Below are 14,815 nucleotides of genomic sequence, written 5' to 3'. Positions count from 1 at the left end.
CTTCGGAGCTGTTGGGGTTGAAGCGTTGCAGGGCGGCGGTGTCGCAGCCGTTCTGTTGCATCCACAGGAAGTGGGTGTCGACGGTCTGCTGGTCGTAGGAGGAGAACAGGGTCGCCGGCTGGCCGTTGCCGAGGTTGGAGTACGCGGTCTGATACGTGCGGGTGTACTCCCGCATGTCGGGCCAGGCCTTGATGACGTTGTTGCTCGGCGAGGGGGTCTGCCCCCAGTTCTGGGCCCAGTGCCACCAGCCGTTGATCGGCGCCCCGTCACCGGCACAGGCGAACCACCCCTGATACCCGACCGTAACTTTGCCGACGACGTCGCCGACCGGACTCGCCGCTTGGGCCGGGGCGGCTCCGACGAACAGTTCCGACCCCGTGACCAGGGCCGCGGCCGATCCCGCCACCGCTGTGCTGAGGAATCTCCGGCGTGTGACCGTCATGGAAGTTTCGCCTCCCGGCTTCGATGTGACGCTCTTGGGACGAGGCTGTGCAACTTTGGCACGGGTCATCGTTACAAAGGAGATGGGTATGCGCAATAACCTGACGTAAGAATGCAAGGACGCGATGATGCCCGCGTGTGACCGGCGGGGTTTGCGGGCAGCGGGGTGTACGGGCGGCGGAGTGCATGGGCAGCGGGGCGTGCGGGCGGCGATGCGGTGCGGGCGGTCAGCCCTCTTCGGCGCGCAGCCGCTCCAGGACCGCAGGGATCACCGGCGACCGGCTGAACGCCCACGCCACCCGCGACAGCCACAGCACTTCGGAGTCCAGGTCGGTCAGCACCAGGCCCGGGTCCCCGGCCGGGGCCTCGGAGCTGTCGGTGAAGCGCCGCTGCCGCCGCATGTTCTCCAGCGCCGCGGCTATGGTCGCCGCTTCCACCAGTGCGTCGGAGGGTCCCGAGTCACTGGCCGCGGCGACCCAGGACGCCACGGCGGGGTGATGGTAAGGACGCAGGACCAGGCGGCCGTCGTGGATCTCGATGACCCGCCGATACAGCGCGAACTCCAGGCGCAGCCGGCCGGCCATCCGCGGCCGCGAAGCCTGGGGGAACGCTATATAGGGCATCGCGGCCCGCAGCGCCGTCCACAGCGGACCCAGCAGCCGATAGCAGCGGTACAGCCGCAGCCACCGGGCGGTCGCGGACAGCGTCGCCCCGGAGCGGCCCAGCAAGGCGCCGGTCACCACCAACGACGCGCACACCGCGCCGAGCACGTTCGACAGCACGTCCTCGCTGCCGTTCAACTCGCCGTGGCGCAGGACGTCGAGGATGTCGTCGTAGGACCACAGCGACCAGAGCATCCCGAACACGATCGCGACCAGGAACAGGCGCACACCCCAGCGCAGCGCGCGTGTCCCGGCCAGGCGGGCCTGCGGCAGCAGGGCCAGGAACAGCTCGGTCAGGGCCCAGATCGCGTAGCCGGCGAACACCGCCACCCGCAGGGCCAGCGGCCACCGGCCGGGCGGGTCCGCCATCAGCTCGCCCTCCGCGTCGAGGCGGGGCCGGGCGATCACGAACAGCGCCAGCATGGCCGCCTGCACCAGCACGGCCATGGCCAGCTGGCACCCCGGTCGGCGGCCACAGCCGCGCGGATTCAGGGCGCAGGCCAGCATCATCAGGAAACTGATGGCCAGGGCGCGCACCGCGTCGCCGGCCGCGACGACGGCCGGTCCGGGCAGGCCGGCGTCGGTCAGGGCACTGACGGTGCGCGGCGCGAGCAGGGCCAGCGAGCAGCCCTCGCACAGCGCGAAGACCAGGCCGGCCCGGCGGATCGGACGGCGCGCGCCGTGCCGCTCCAGGACGGACATGCTCGCGGCCCACGCCACCAGGATCGCCGCGCCCAGGTAGGCGGCGAGGTCGGACATCGTGCGGCGCCGGTCAGGCCTCGCGCGGCGCGGACCGCGGGAACAGGCGCGGGCGCCGGCCCCGGCCGCGGGCCAGGGAGGACCGGTCCTGCGCCGCGCGGTGGTGGATCAGGGAGGCGATCAGCTCGGCCTCACGCTCCTGCGGCTCGCTGTAGACGGTGCGGCCCAGCACGCTCTTGATCAGCGCCGGGGACAGGTTCGGCAGCAGCGTGTGGGAGCCGGTCGCCGACTCCGGGCCGGCGTCGTGGCCGCGCAGCAGGTGGGCGGCCTCGTGCAGCAGGATGTGCTGCCGGTGCATCGCGGTGGTGTCGTTGGAGTAGATGATGACGTCCGCGCGCAGCGTGGTGACCAGCAGGCCGCAGGGCCGGTCCGGGCGGAAGGGCAGCGGGATCAGCTCGATCGGCCGGCCGCGCTCGCGGGCCAGCATGCCGATGAAGTCCTCGGCGTCGAACGGATCGGGCAGGTCCAGCCGATCCACCACCGCCCGACATCGGCGCCACAGTTCCGTCCGGCCGCTGCCCATCCCCACAGGCCACCTCTTCCGCGCCGGCTCCGTCGCCGGGCCGGACGTGTCCGCGTCAGTCTTCCTCGGTACCGCCCCGGCTCTGCGTGCGCGTCTTCCCCTCGTGCCGCACCAGGACGTCGATCATGTCGTTGAGTGTGTCGATGCCCTCCGGGGACAGCGTGAGCGCCCGCATCGCGACACTGCGCACCCCGGCGTCGCGCAGCACGCCGAGCAGCTCCAGCTCCCGCGTTATGGCAGCTCCCTGATCATCGTCGAAAAAGTAGGCTACCGGGACTTGGAAGAACTGTGCCAGTGCTTCAAGGTGCCGTTTGGTCGGGTTGTCGCGGCGCCCCGTGCGCAGCTGCCAGACGTAGGTCGCCGAGAAGGTCTCGCCGGTGGCCTCGCGGCAGGCCTTGGCGACCTCCTCGTTGGTGAACATCTCCCGGTCCGGCCGCCGCACGACGTGGAACAACGTGTCGATCTTCCCCGCGAGCGTCGTCGGTCCGGCGGGTGCTTCGCCGTGTGCCACCTGTACGAACCCCCTCGATCGATACAAACCCCGCTTGCCCCGATACCGCGACCATGCTAGTCGATGAGACGTCAGCGGTTGTGAACCATCTTGCAGGTCTTGTCAGCCAGGATGAATTGATTTACGTTCCGAACGGGTCAGAACACTGGCTCTCTTCGATCCCTCCCACCCTTCGGAGGAAAACACATGCCCACTGCCACCATGAATGTTCGCGACGCGCTGCGGATGGACGTCGTCACCGGCGGCGCCAAGATGAACGTCCGTGACGCGCTCAAGGCCGAGGTCGTCACCGGCGGCTTCACGATGAACGTCCGCGACGCGCTCCAGGCGGAGGTCGTCACCGGCGGCGCCAAGATGAACGTCCGCGACGCCCTCCGGGCCGAGGTCGTCACCGGCGGCTTCACCATGAACGTCCGCGACGCCCTCCAGGCGGAAGTCGTCACCGGCGGCTTCACGAAGAACGTCCGCGACGCGCTCCGGGCCGAGGTCGTCACCGGCGGCTTCACGATGAACGTCCGCGACGCCCTGGCCATGAACGTGCGGGACGCCCTGGCCATGAACGTCCGCGACGCGCTCGCCATGAGCGTCGTCACCGGCGGCTGACCGAGGCCGTCGGCATCGACAAGCACGGTTGGTAACTGCTGATCCCGGCCCGGCCCGGGGCGTTGGAAGACCTCCACGCCCGGGTCGGGCCGGTGCGGCACCGGGGCTCGCCGAGCCGTCAGCTGAGGTGAATCGCGAGTGCGCCCGCGGCGCGCCGGCTCCGCTGTGCGGATCGCCCCGTCTATGCCGTGAGACATCCATTGCTGTGGCTTGGCCGGTCTGGGAGACTTCGTGATCGAGGCGGCGATCGCCGCCGACCCGGTCGGCACGGCTGGCACGACCAGCGCCGAAACCTGTTGGCACCAGGCCATTGACATCCCGCGACCGATCCTGGTACGCGGTGGTGGACCTGGTCCGTCCCGCCCCTGCCCGCTGTCGAACCGCCCCGCTCCGGCGCGAGCCGGGCCGGCGCCCGGCACCGGGGGCTCCGCTTCCCGCGGCGGCCGCGTGTTCGCGGCGGCCCGCGACCGGCCTCGGCACCATGACAACTGATGTGAATAAGTGAGTTCACTCCATTCACTTCAGTTTACAGACGGCGCTGTGACCAGTAATGTCGAGGGCTGATGTAGTGCGAACGTACGTGTCAGGGAAAGCGGATCGAGATCCATGACTGAACGCCTGACCCTGCGCCAGCGCAGGATCGGAGCGGCGTTGCGAGCACACCGCGTCGCCGCCGGGCTCACCCTGGAACGGGTCGCCCGCAAACTCACCCCCGCGGACGCGATGTCCGCGGCGAAGATCTCCCGGATCGAGAACGGACAGTACGCGGTCAACCCGCACGACGTCCGGGCCCTGTGCCGGGTCTACGACCTGGAACCGAAGGTCACCGACGAACTGGTCGAGCAGGCGTCGCAGGCCCTGCGGCGCGGCTGGTGGCAGGAGGGGGAGGCCGGCTCGCTGCCGGCGCCGCTGCAACGGTATCTGGAGTACGAGGACACCTGCGTCGAGATCGACGTCTTCGCCCCGGTGTTCATCCCGGACATCCTGCAGACCGCCGCCTACACCAGGATGCTGATCGCCGGGCTGTGGCCGGACAAGCAGCCGGGGGAGCGCGCCGCGCTGGCCTCGGTGCTCACCCGGAGGCAGTCCCGGTTCGCGGTCGACGAGGGGCCGAAGGTCCAGGTCGTCCTCGACGCCCACGCCGTCCTGCGGTCCTGGGGGGACCGCTCGGTCGCGGTCCGGCAGGCCGCGTACCTGCTGGAGGCGTCCCGCCATCCCCGGACCGAGGTCCGGGTCATCCCAGATGGGAGGGTCTACCCGGGTGCGCATACCGGGTTCACGTTAATGACGCTGGGCGCCGGCGCCAGGAAGTCCGAGCACGTCGGCTTCGTCGGCGGCGTCGTCGGCTGGTGCAAGGTGGACGGCGTCGACGAGATCGACCGCTACGCGCAGACCTTCGAACAACAGCGGACCGCGGCCCTCGGGCCGGACGAGACCAGGCGGTGGCTGCGGCTGGCCATCAAGAGCATGGGCGGCGTCGGATGACCCCCACATATCCGAGGACCGCCGAAGCGGCCGGGCCCGAGCAGGCCTCCCGCCACGTCGTGGAAGTGCCCTTCGAGGGCGACGGTGCCGGAATCGGTGCCCTGAACTGGGGCCAGCAGCATATTCTCGGCGCGATCCGGAACCTCGGCTCGCCGATGAACATGTGCGCCATCCGCGAGCTGGACCCTACTGCCTCCGTTCAGGACTTCGCCGAGGAGCTGCGTTTCTATCTGAACCGTTTCCAGGCCATGCGCACGCTGCTGCGCTTCAGCCCGGATGCCCCACCGGTTCAGGAAGTCTTCGCGGCCGGGCAGGCGCTCATCCAGATCGTCGACGTGCCGCCCGGCGGCGACGCCGCCGCGGTGGCGGCCGAGCTCGTCAGCGAGCACGAGGAGCTCTCCTTCGACGACGAGAACGAGCTGCCGATCCGGATGCTGCTGGTGCGGCGGGACGGGGTGCTGACGCACCTGGTGACGGTGCTGAACCACTTCGCCACCGACGGCGCGGGCGCGTTCGCCATGTACGACGACTATACGAAGCGCGATCCGGCGACCGGCGAGGTGCCGTACCCGGTGCAGAACCATCCCCTGGATCTGACCGCGCACCAGAACAGCCCGTCCGGGCGCAAGCAGAGCGACGCGTCGCTGCGGTACTGGCGCAGAGAACTGATGACGCTGCCCAAGCGGGGCGAGAACGGGAGGGGCGAGCGCGAGGCGGTCGAGCGGGCCGGCGCGCGCTACCGGCGCGTGTCGCTGCGCTCGGTGCCGATGATGATGGGCGCCACCCGCATCGCGCACCGGCTGGAGTGCGACGTCAGCGCCGTGCTGCTGGCGTTGTTCTCGACGGCGCTGGTCCGGATCACCGGCGACCGGCTGGCGGCGGCGCAGATGCTCGTCAGCAACCGGTTCCGGCCGGGGATGGCGGACATCGTCGGGAACGTCAGCCAGACCGGGCTGTTCGTGGTCGACGTCGCCGACGCCACGATCGACGAGGTGGTGGAGCGGGCCCAGCGCGCCGTCACGCGGACCTATAAGTACGCGTACTTCGATCTGACCGAGTGGCAGGAGCTGTTGGCCGAGGTCGAGCGGGAGCGCGGCGAGCCGTTGTCGCTGTGCTATTACAACGACCGGCCTTCGCAGCGCAGCGGAACGGCTCCGGGGACGGAGCCGAGCGTCGCGGAGGTCAAGGCGGCCGCGAGCGTCGAGACGCCGGCGACGTGGATGGAGCTGCCGTTCTTCAACGAGCGGCTGATGGTGACCATCGACATCGTCGACGGGGTCGGGGACGCGGTTCCGCTGCTGGTCTACGCCGACACCTGGTTCGTCGCGCCGGAGGAGATGGAAGGGCTGGCGCGGCTGATGGAGTCGCTGGCGGTCGAGGCCGGATGCGACCCCGGGGTGCGGACGGGAGTGTGACGGCGGAAGGCCGGTCGCGGACCCAGAAGCCTGGGTCCGCGACCGGCCTTCCGCTCTCAGTTCGTTGTCCTCAGTCGATCGCTTCCAACCCGGCGATCTCCAGCAGGGTCCTCTGCAAGCTCTCCAGGAACCGCCGCACCGTCTCCTGGTCCAGGTCCGGCCGGTTGTGCCGGACGATGCAGTCGACCGTGTCGATCCCCCGCACGATCAGGTAGAACCCGGGCCCGAAGTTCCTCGCCGGCGGCGCGAACTCGATCGCCGACGGCCGCTGTTCGGGGCGCGGCGCGAATCCGGGGGGCGCCAGGATGGTGTTGAGGTTGTAGCCCTGGTCCACCGGCGGCTCGGCCTGCTCGAAGTACTCCTCGCGGAAGCGCAGCACCGCGTCCGGGTCGCAGATGCCGTTCTTCAGCCCGGTCAGCGCCTTGCCGTGGACCTTCGCGACCAGCTCCGGGAGCGTCTCGCCGCCGTCGAAGTCGAGCAGGATCGGCGCCCACTGGGTCAGCGACGTCACCACTCCGGCCAGGACGGAGTCGAAGCGGTTCGCCGAGACCATCAGGATCAGCGCCGCCGAGCTCCCCATCACCTCCCGCACCGCGTGGTAGTACGCGGCCAGCACCACCGTCGACACGCTGACCTCCAGCCGCGCCGCGCTGGCGTGCAGGTCCTCCAGCGGGATGCCGGTGGTGAGGATGGCGCCCTGCATCATGTCGGTGAGCTCGGCGACCGCCGGGCGGCGCGGCGCGGCCTCCAGGGTGCGGCGCCAGTGGCGCTCGGCGGCGCGCAGCCGGTGCGCGCCCGCGCCCTGCTGGTCCAGCGCCATCGCGATCGGTTGCCCGGACGGCGGCGGCAGTTCCTCGCCGGCCAGGAGGGCGTGGAAGTCGTCCTGCATGATCAGGGACGCGGCGCCGTCGGCGGCGATGTGGTGCACGATGCACAGGACGTGCTTGGGCGCGCCGTCCTCGGTGAAGACCCAGGCCCGCCAGGGGATGCCGTGGTGGATGTCCAGCACTTCCTGGGACTTGGCGGTCATCAGCGCGGGCAGCTCGGCGACGTCGGCCACGCCGCGCTCCACGCGGTCGAGCACTTCCTTCGCGTCCTGCGCCGCGAGGAACTGCAACGGCGCGCCGGACTCGTCGACCACGTAGTTGGTCCGCAGGGACTCGTGCCGCATGGCCAGGTCGCCCAGCGCCCGCCAGACGTCCTCCACGCCGCACTCGACGCGGACGTCCCACACCAGCGGCTGGAGGTTCGCTTCCCACAGCCGCTCCGGCGCCATCCGCTCGACGTCGCGGTACACCGACAGCTGGCCGATCGTCATGGGGTACGTCGTCGTATCCACCGGACTCCTATTCGCTGGTGCTGGTCTCTGGTGAGAGGACCCCGGTCGGGTAGCCGGGGTCGAAGGCGGCGCCCAGGAGGATCTCCTCCATGGACCGCAGGATCGCCACCTGCTCGCCCGGCGACACGGCTTGGGTGTCCGCGCGCAGGGTGAGGTTGACGGTGTCCGGGCTGGCGTTGACGTCCAGGTAGGCCTTGACGTCGGGGGAGTTCGAGCGGATGCCCCAGGTCAGCCGGGACAGGGGCAGCGCGTCCCACATCTGCTCGGCGGTGGGGGCCTCGTCGGCGTCCTTCGCGGCGGAACCGGCGGAACCGGCGGAACCGGCGGAACCGGCGGAACCGGCGGAACCGGCGGAACCGGCGGAATCGCCGGACGCGTCCGCGGCGGTCGGCGGGGCCAGGGCCCGGCGCCGGTCGTTGAAGTAGCAGTTCAGGTCCAGCGCGGCGCCCCGGTCCTTCTCCACCCGCTCCCGCAGCTCGGCCAGGCGGCGCGGGTCGTAGTAGGCGTTCTTCCCGGTGGCGATCTGCGCCTGCCAGGCCCGTTGCACGGCCTCGTCGAAGGTGCACCCGGCGACGTCGACCACGCACAGCCCGGGCTGCGCCACGACGCTCACCGAGGGGCCGAACTCCGGCCGGAAGCGGTTGCTGACCACCATCCGGATCACGCTCGGGCTGACGCCGGTGACCCGGGCCAGGGCCACGGCGTAGGCGGCCAGCAGCACCGGCCCGCTGCCCAGCCCGGTGCGCTCGCTGACCGACCGCACGGCCAGATGCGCGGCCCGGGAGTCGTAGGTGGCGTCCCACCAGCGCTGGTCCTGCTCCGGGTGCGGTCCGTTGAACCGCCGCGTGGGGATCTTGCGCATCCAGTTCTCCCAGAACCGCAGCGAGGCCTCGCCGGCCCGCATCGCGGCCGGGGTGCGCTGCTTGCGGGCCAGGTCCCGGGGCTGGATGCCGGTGCGCGGCCCGAGCGCCTCCCCGGTCGCCGGGTCCAGGTGGACCAGGTCGCCGACCAGGGCCTCGAAGCCGTAGGCGTCGATCACCATGTGCGGATACATGGCCACGAAGTGGTCCGGCACGCCGTCCTTGCGGATCACCGCCATCCGGACCGGCCAGTCCTCGGCGATGTCGAAGGGCTCGAACTCGTAGCGGGCCCGGATCGCCTCGGCCTGCTCGGCGGCGTCCTCCCCGGGCTCCAGGTCGTAGACCTCCAGGCCCACCTCGCCGGTGGCGGACAGGACCTGGGCCGGGTGCCCTTCGGAGTCGGTGCGGATCCGGGTGCGCAGCGACTCGTGCCGCCCGACGATGAAGGAAAGCAGCCCCCGCAGGTACTCCAGCGTGGTGCCCGGCTCCAGCTCCATCGCGCCGCCGACCATGAACGGCGAGCTGAACCCCTGCATCGCCCGCCAGACGGTCCACATCCCCCAGGTGAGCTCCTCGGTGCCGGAGCCCTCGCCGGAGAACGGGACCATGATCGTGTGCTGCCGCATCGCCGTTTCACCCTCCACGGGTCGCGGGTGATACCCGCTGCTGTCCGGGTTCTGCCATGTTCTGCCATGGCCGGACGGGCGGCGGCCGGGCCCGGTCGGGGCCGGGCCGCCGCTCGTCTCGGGGTCGAACTGCCGGCCGGAGCCGCCTAGGCGGCCGGAGCCGTCTGCGCCGCTTCCGCCGCTTCCGCCGCTTCCGTTGCCGGAGCCTCCGGTGCCGCCTCCGCCGCCGGGGCCGCCTGCTGCGCGGCGAACCAGTCGATGGTCGCCGCCAGCCCCTTGTCCAGGTCCACCACCGGGGCCCAGCCGAGCACCGCCGCGGCCCGCCCGATGTCCGGGCGCCGCAGGTCCGGGTCGTCGCCGGGCCGCGGCACGAACCGGGTCGGGGCCGCCGAGCGGCACAGGTCGCGGACCCGCTCGGCCAGCTCCAGGATGCTCATCTCGGCCGGGTTGCCGATGTTGATCGGCCCCGGGTGCCCGGCGCGCGCCGCGGCCAGGATCCCGGCCACGGTGTCGTCGACGTAGCACAGCGAGCGGGTCTGCGACCCGTCGCCGGCCACCGTGATCGGCAGCCCGGCCAGCGCCTGGGTGATGAAGGTGGGCACCGCCCGGCCGTCCAGCGGCCGCATCCGCGGGCCGTAGGTGTTGAACAGCCGCACGATCACGGTGTCGAACCCCAGGTGCGCGCGGTGCGTCGCGGTCAGTGCCTCGGCGAAGCGCTTGGCCTCGTCGTACTGGCTGCGCGGACCGATCGGGTTGACGTTGCCCCAGTAGGACTCGACCTGCGGATGCACCTTCGGGTCGCCGTAGACCTCGGAGGTGGAGGTCAGCAGGAACCGCGCCCCCTTGCGCCCGGCCAGCTCCAGCGCGTGCAGCGTGCCGTGCGCGCCGGCCTTCAGCGTGGCCAGCGGATGCCGCGCGTAGTCGTGCGGCGAGGCCGGCGAGGCCAGGTGGAACACCGCGTCCACCGGCCCCGCCACGTCGAAGGGTTCGTTGACGTCGACGGCCAGCAGCTCGAAGCCGGGGTCGCCGGCCAGGTGCGCGACGTTGTCCGGGGAGCCGGTGAGGAAGTTGTCGACGCAGACCACCGCCGCGCCGCCGTCCCGCAGCCGGTCGCACAGGTGCGACCCCACGAACCCGGCGCCGCCGGTGACCACCGCGCGGCGGATCTCCAGCGGCGTCCCGGCTTCCTCCTGCGACCCGGTCCGATCGCCGCTCATGACTCGCGCAGGGAACGGCCGGTCTTGGTCAGGAACACGTCGTCCAGCGTCGGCCGGTGCACCTCGATGGTGGAGGTGGCGATGCCGGCCTCCTCCAGCGTGCGCATGACCAGCGGCACCGCGGTCTCCCCGGCCTCCACCGCCAGCCGGACCCGGCCGCCGTCGCGGGTCTCCACCGGACCGGTCAGATAGGACTGCCCGGCGAGGATCTCGGTGGCCTTCTCGGCGAACTCCTCGCCGACGCCGACCGTGACCACGTCGCCGGAGATCTCCCGCTTCAGCGCCTCCGGCGTGCCCTCGGCCACCACCTCGCCGCCGTCGATGATGGCGATCCGGTCGCAGAGCGCGTCGGCCTCCTCCAGGTAGTGCGTGGTGAGGAAGACGGTCATGCCCTCGGTGCGCAGCCGCCGCACCTCGTCCCACATGTGGGCGCGGCTCTGCGGGTCCAGGCCCGAGGTCGGCTCGTCCAGGAACACCACCCTCGGCTCGTGGATGATGCCCAGGGCGATGTCCACGCGCCGGCGCTGGCCGCCGGAGTAGGTCTTGCACGGCCGGTCGGCGTACTCGGTGAGCTGGAAGGCCTCCAGCGCCACCGTGGCCCGCCGCATGGCCTCGGCCTTGCTGATGCCGTGCATGCGGGCCTGCAGGATGAGCTCCTCGCGCGCCGTGGCGTCGTCGTAGGTGCTGCCGCCCTGCGCGATGTAGCCGATCGCCTCGCGCACCCTGGCCTGCTGGGTCCGCAGGTCCGCGCCGGCGATGGTGGCCTCGCCGGCGTCCGGCGGGATCAGCGTGGACAGCATCCGCAGGGTGCTGGTCTTGCCGGCCCCGTTCGGGCCGAGGAAGCCGAAGATCTCGCCCTCGGCGACGTCCAGGTCGACCCCGCGCACCGCCTCGACCGTGGTGGTCTTGCGCTTGGTGCGGGTCTCGTAGGTCTTCTTCAGACCTCTGGTCTGGATGATGGTCATCGTGTGTCCCCCTTCCTTAACGGACCGAGCGGGCGAACTTGCGGCCGGACCAGGTGATGGTCACCAGGGCCAGGGCGGCCAGCATCAGGGCGGCCTTCCAGACCGAGGAGTCCGTGGCGTGCCCGGTGAACAGCGCGCGCATGCCGGTGACCGACCAGTTGAAGGGGTTGCCGTTGGCCGCGTCGCGCAGCCACAGCGGCGCCAGCGCGATCGGCAGCAAGGTCCCGGACAGCAGCATCAGCGGCTGCGCGATGTTGTTGATCAGCTGGCCCATCACCGCCGGGTTCTTGATCTTCAGCGCCACCCCGTAGGAGAAGGAGGAGCTGGTCAGCGAGATCAGGGCCAGGATGCCGTAGCCGATCAGCAGGTTCGGGATCGCCACGGTGAGCCCGAAGATCAGCGACAGCACCACGATGATCACCGCCTGGATGACCAGCACCACCACGTCCCGCAGGCTGCGTCCGAGCAGCAGCGCCACTCGGCTCACCGGGGTCACCCGGGCCCGCTCGACGATCCCGGCGGCCAGGTCCCGCAGCAGGTCGAAGCCCACGTACAGGCCGCCGGCCAGGGCCAGCGCGACCAGCATGCCGGGCACGTAGATGCGGTAGGCGTCGGCCTGCGAATGCGCGCCCATCGGCGCCAGCGCCGGCTTGAGCAGCGGTGCGAACAGCAGCAGGTAGACCACGGGCTGGGAGACCCCGAGCAGGACCCACAGCGGCGAACGCCACATCAGCATGATGTTGCGTTGGAAGATCAGCCAGATGTCACGCAGGACTTTCAAGGGGTTCCCTCACTCTCTCGGCGAGACGCGTCAGATGGGCGGCCGCCGTCCCGGCGCCGCCGGCGGCGGCGAACGAATCGCGGATCCGGGCCGCGGCCCGGCGCGGCTCCGGGTCGTCGAGCACGGCGTGCAGCGCGGCCCGCAGCGCCTCGGGCCGCACCCGGGCGAAGCTCACCCGGCGCCCGGCCCCGGCGGCCTGGACCTGCGCCGCGTTGATCGGCTGGTCGCCCTTGATCGGGGCGATCACCAGCGGCACGCCGTGCGCCAGTGCCTCGCAGACGGTGTTCAGCCCGCCGTGCGAGACCACCGCGTCCAGGCGCGGCATCAGCTCCAGCACCGGCACGCGGGTGCGGACCAGGATGTGCTCCGGCGGGTCCGGGACGGTGTCCGGATCCGCGGTCAGGATCGCCTGCACCCGGTCGCCGAGCGGTCGTAGTGCCTCGACGGCGCGCTGGTAGAAGCCGTGCGAGGCCTCCGCCGAGAGCGTGCCCATCGAGACCAGCACGTGCCGCCGGTCCGGGTCCAGCCAGTCCATCGGGAACTCGCGGTCCGGCGGGCGCGCCGTCAGTGCCGGCCCGACCAGCACCGCGTTGTCCGGCCAGGCCAGCGGCCCGGTCAGCGCCGCGCCGGTGAACGACACCAGCAGGTGCGGCGAGAAGCGCAGATCGTGCGGCGGCTCCCCGGGCAGCCCAGCGCTGGTCCACATCGCCGCCAGATGGCCCTGGATCCAGGCCTCCACCTTCGGCAGCGCGCGGTAGGGCCGGGTCAGCTCCATGGTGGTCGGCGCCATCGACGCCCACGGCAGTCCGTACCGGTGCGCGACCAGCGCCCCGGCCACCGCGTGCTGGTCGACCGCGAGCACGTCCGGCTCGAACGCCCGCACCGCCTTGTCGACGCCCTTCAGCGACACCCGGCAGTGCGGGACGATGTACTCCTCCCAGCGGGTCTTCGCCGCCGCCATCCCGCGGTCGGCCTGGCGCCGGTGCGGCCGCAGCGGGATCTGCTGGATCACCGCCTCCGGGCCGACCAGCGGCCGCAGATAGGACTCCGAACCGGCCCAGGCCACGTCGTGGCCCTGCGCGCTCAGCGTCTTGGCCACCGCCGCCATCGGGTTCACGTGCCCGGTCAGCGGCAGGCTGACGAACAGGAACCGGCTCATTCCGGCTCGTCACCCACCGTCGCCCGTTGTGCGGACGCGTCGCGTCGCGCCTCCGTGGCGGCCTGCCCGGGTCCGGCGCCGTCGCGGTGCGCGGCGACGAAGGCCGCGACGTCGCCGACGGTGAACGCGATGATCTCGTCCACGCCCAGGCCCGAGACGTGCCCGACCAGGTCCACCCGGTCGCCGTAGCGGGCCTGAAGGGCCCGGCTCACCGCGGCCAGCTCCACGCTCTCCAGCTCCAGGTCGCCGTCCAGGGTGGTGGCCGCGGTGATGCCCACGCTCCACGCGTCGTCCTGGTCCAGCACCGTCTGCAAGGTCTCGACCACCTCGGCCAGGGTCTGCGGGCTGGCGGCGGCCTCGGCCGGCTTCACCGCGCGCACCGCGCCGTAGGTCATGACGCCGGTGTCGAAGCCCTTCTTCATCAACGGCCCGGCATAGAAGAACCCGAGCACGTCCGCTCCGCGCTCGCGCGCCAGCTCCACCATCGTGGCCCGGCCGTGCTCCGGCTTCTTCACCAGGGCGAACTCCGGATCCCAGGAGTTGGCCACCGCGCGGCTCCAGTCCACCGAGGCCACCTCGGCGAAGCCGGCGGCCGCGGCGAGCCGCTCGTGCTCCTCCAGCGAGGAGAAGCTCGGCATCACCTGGTGCTTCAGGATCAGGTCGACGAGGTTCTGCTCGTCGGCGTCCAGCGCGCCGTCGCGCACCGACCAGGTGGCGATCGCCAGCCGGCCGCCGGGCCGCAGCAGCCGCCGGGCCTCGGCGAAGAACGCCACCCGGTCCTCGATGTGCATCAGGCTCTCCACGGCCCAGATCACGTCGAACGACTCGTCGGGGAACCCGGTGCTCAGCGCGTCCAGCTGGTGGAACTCGGCACGGTCGCCGAGCCCGGCCTCCCGTGCCTTCTCGCCGGCGCGCGCCGCCTGCTGCGCGCTCAGCGTCACGCCCACGACCGAGCAGCCCAGCGGCCCGGCCAGGTACAGCGCCGGCCCGCCGATGCCGCAGCCGACGTCCAGCACGTGCGCGCCCGGCGGCACCGCCGCGTAGGCGACGAGCTCCCGCACCAGCCGGTCGGTCGCCTCGTGGCGGTCCGCGCCGTCGGCGCCCGGGCGCTCGCCCTCGTCCCAGAACCCGTGGTGCACGTGCTCGCCCCACAGCTCCTCGTACAGGTCGAGCGTCGTGTCGTAATAGCGCTCGACCGCCGTGTTCATGTCAGCTTTCACCAATGCTCCAAGCTCCAATGAATGCACGCGATAATGAGGGCTGAACGATCGGCAAAGACGCTAGCTCCGCCGCTCGACGATGGTCAATCCTGAAATTTTGCAGGCCTCAAAGGGTTGATTTCACAACCCTGACCAGCACCTTTCACTGGATCTTGGCGCGCTGCTTGACGATCGGTCAACGGAGAGCCAAAGCTTGCCGAGCGCCCTGGCGAACGGATCCGGCAATACGGAGTCCGGCTATCTCCCCCA

At 71.4% G+C, this 14,815-nt stretch carries 13 protein-coding genes and 1 pseudogene; 3 read left to right on the top strand and 11 right to left on the bottom strand.

The features are described from left to right. The 4 genes and pseudogenes from ABD481_RS42270 to ABD481_RS42255 form a co-directional block, all read right to left on the bottom strand. A pseudogene (locus ABD481_RS42270) lies at positions 1-442 on the bottom strand (discoidin domain-containing protein); the annotation flags it as partial. Positions 443-668: 226 nt separating this feature from the next. Continuing rightward, positions 669-1,862 carry an MAB_1171c family putative transporter gene (locus ABD481_RS42265; protein WP_344671549.1) on the bottom strand — a complete coding sequence of 398 codons (1,194 nt, stop codon included), beginning with the start codon at positions 1,860-1,862 and terminating at the stop codon, positions 669-671. A 13-nt stretch (positions 1,863-1,875) separates the two neighbouring features. Next, positions 1,876-2,343 carry a hypothetical protein gene (locus tag ABD481_RS42260; protein ID WP_344671548.1) on the bottom strand — a complete coding sequence of 156 codons (468 nt, stop codon included), beginning with the start codon at positions 2,341-2,343 and terminating at the stop codon, positions 1,876-1,878. A 97-nt stretch (positions 2,344-2,440) separates the two neighbouring features. Next, positions 2,441-2,896: a helix-turn-helix domain-containing protein gene (locus ABD481_RS42255; protein ID WP_344671547.1), complete on the bottom strand. Its 456-nt coding sequence runs from the start codon at positions 2,894-2,896 to the stop codon at positions 2,441-2,443. A gap of 186 nt (positions 2,897-3,082) precedes the next feature. Here ABD481_RS42255 and ABD481_RS42250 point away from each other — a divergent pair, with 186 nt between their 5' ends. The 3 genes from ABD481_RS42250 to ABD481_RS42240 all read left to right on the top strand — a co-directional run bounded on the left by ABD481_RS42250 (position 3,083) and on the right by ABD481_RS42240 (position 6,399). Next, positions 3,083-3,499, top strand: a complete 417-nt coding sequence (locus tag ABD481_RS42250) for a hypothetical protein (RefSeq protein ID WP_344671546.1) — start codon at positions 3,083-3,085, stop codon at positions 3,497-3,499. 606 nt (positions 3,500-4,105) lie between these two features. Then, on the top strand, positions 4,106-4,984 hold the full coding sequence (locus ABD481_RS42245) for a helix-turn-helix domain-containing protein (protein ID WP_344671545.1): 879 nt from the start codon (positions 4,106-4,108) through the stop codon (positions 4,982-4,984). Beyond that, positions 4,981-6,399, top strand: a complete 1,419-nt coding sequence (locus ABD481_RS42240; RefSeq protein WP_344671544.1) for a condensation domain-containing protein — start codon at positions 4,981-4,983, stop codon at positions 6,397-6,399. The genes ABD481_RS42245 and ABD481_RS42240 overlap by 4 nt, the downstream gene beginning before the upstream one ends. A gap of 70 nt (positions 6,400-6,469) precedes the next feature. Here the strand turns inward: ABD481_RS42240 and ABD481_RS42235 are convergent, their stop codons facing one another. From ABD481_RS42235 to ABD481_RS42205, 7 genes are all read right to left on the bottom strand, one after another. Beyond that, positions 6,470-7,738 (bottom strand): condensation domain-containing protein, encoded by a 1,269-nt coding sequence (locus ABD481_RS42235; RefSeq protein ID WP_344671543.1) that lies wholly within the window; start codon positions 7,736-7,738, stop codon positions 6,470-6,472. Between the two features lie 7 nt (positions 7,739-7,745). Next, positions 7,746-9,224 carry a condensation domain-containing protein gene (locus tag ABD481_RS42230; RefSeq protein ID WP_344671542.1) on the bottom strand — a complete coding sequence of 493 codons (1,479 nt, stop codon included), beginning with the start codon at positions 9,222-9,224 and terminating at the stop codon, positions 7,746-7,748. A gap of 146 nt (positions 9,225-9,370) precedes the next feature. Next, the gene (locus tag ABD481_RS42225; protein WP_344671541.1) at positions 9,371-10,441 is read right to left on the bottom strand and encodes an NAD-dependent epimerase/dehydratase family protein; all 1,071 of its coding nucleotides are present in this window, start codon (positions 10,439-10,441) and stop codon (positions 9,371-9,373) included. Continuing rightward, positions 10,438-11,400 (bottom strand): ATP-binding cassette domain-containing protein, encoded by a 963-nt coding sequence (locus ABD481_RS42220; RefSeq protein WP_344671553.1) that lies wholly within the window; start codon positions 11,398-11,400, stop codon positions 10,438-10,440. The genes ABD481_RS42225 and ABD481_RS42220 overlap by 4 nt, the downstream gene beginning before the upstream one ends. A gap of 22 nt (positions 11,401-11,422) precedes the next feature. Continuing rightward, positions 11,423-12,187: an ABC transporter permease gene (locus ABD481_RS42215; protein ID WP_344671540.1), complete on the bottom strand. Its 765-nt coding sequence runs from the start codon at positions 12,185-12,187 to the stop codon at positions 11,423-11,425. Next, complete coding sequence (locus tag ABD481_RS42210; protein WP_344671539.1) at positions 12,171-13,346, bottom strand: glycosyltransferase; 1,176 nt, start codon at positions 13,344-13,346, stop codon at positions 12,171-12,173. Before ABD481_RS42210 ends, ABD481_RS42215 begins: the two co-directional genes overlap by 17 nt. Then, positions 13,343-14,566 carry a methyltransferase domain-containing protein gene (locus ABD481_RS42205; RefSeq protein WP_344671538.1) on the bottom strand — a complete coding sequence of 408 codons (1,224 nt, stop codon included), beginning with the start codon at positions 14,564-14,566 and terminating at the stop codon, positions 13,343-13,345. The genes ABD481_RS42210 and ABD481_RS42205 overlap by 4 nt, the downstream gene beginning before the upstream one ends. Positions 14,567-14,815: the final 249 nt, after the last annotated feature.

It is taken from the genome of Catenulispora yoronensis, from assembly GCF_039531695.1.
GTDB lineage: Bacteria > Actinomycetota > Actinomycetes > Streptomycetales > Catenulisporaceae > Catenulispora > Catenulispora yoronensis.
Note: the sequence above shows the minus strand (reverse complement) of the source record. Positions and strands in the feature narration are given on the sequence as shown.

What these genes read in the sequence shown, in the direction of transcription:
- ABD481_RS42265 (WP_344671549.1), bottom strand. Translation starts at nt 1,862, where the DNA reads ATGTCCGACCTCGCCGCCTACCTGGGCGCGGCGATCCTGGTGGCGTGG.
- ABD481_RS42250 (WP_344671546.1), top strand. Translation starts at nt 3,083, where the DNA reads ATGCCCACTGCCACCATGAATGTTCGCGACGCGCTGCGGATGGACGTC.
- ABD481_RS42245 (WP_344671545.1), top strand. Translation starts at nt 4,106, where the DNA reads ATGACTGAACGCCTGACCCTGCGCCAGCGCAGGATCGGAGCGGCGTTG.
- ABD481_RS42240 (WP_344671544.1), top strand. Translation starts at nt 4,981, where the DNA reads ATGACCCCCACATATCCGAGGACCGCCGAAGCGGCCGGGCCCGAGCAG.
- ABD481_RS42230 (WP_344671542.1), bottom strand. Translation starts at nt 9,224, where the DNA reads ATGCGGCAGCACACGATCATGGTCCCGTTCTCCGGCGAGGGCTCCGGC.
- ABD481_RS42225 (WP_344671541.1), bottom strand. Translation starts at nt 10,441, where the DNA reads ATGAGCGGCGATCGGACCGGGTCGCAGGAGGAAGCCGGGACGCCGCTG.
- ABD481_RS42210 (WP_344671539.1), bottom strand. Translation starts at nt 13,346, where the DNA reads ATGAGCCGGTTCCTGTTCGTCAGCCTGCCGCTGACCGGGCACGTGAAC.